The following is a 284-nucleotide window of genomic DNA, read 5'->3' as shown; positions in this document are numbered from 1 at the left end:
AACTTGCCTATGCGCTAAGTAGAGAAGAGTTAGACTATATCCACTGGTTTGTTGATATTATTTTTATTTTCACATCTATATTTTCCGTATTTATTATAAGAATAATTGTCAAACTTGTTGTTTCTAGGAGTTTAAAACCAATTAGTGAACTCAGTCAGCAGCTAAGAAAAATAAGTTTAAACTCTAAAAACCCGGAAGTTTCAGTAGAATTTTTACCGCAAGAACTCGTTCCGATAGTTGAAGGCGTTAATCAGTTTATTAAAGAAAATCATATTCTGTACATT

Annotated in this window: 1 pseudogene; it reads left to right on the top strand. The window is 30.6% G+C overall.

Annotated elements, in window-relative coordinates:
* Positions 1-284 (top strand): annotated as a pseudogene (locus tag AAEY62_RS21905) (sensor histidine kinase); the annotation flags it as partial.

Origin of the sequence: Pseudoalteromonas sp. GW168-MNA-CIBAN-0100, assembly GCF_040309225.1 — a bacterium.
Lineage (GTDB): Bacteria > Pseudomonadota > Gammaproteobacteria > Enterobacterales > Alteromonadaceae > Pseudoalteromonas > Pseudoalteromonas arctica.
The sequence above is the reverse complement of the archived record's forward strand: the minus strand, read 5'-3'. Positions and strand labels throughout refer to the sequence as shown.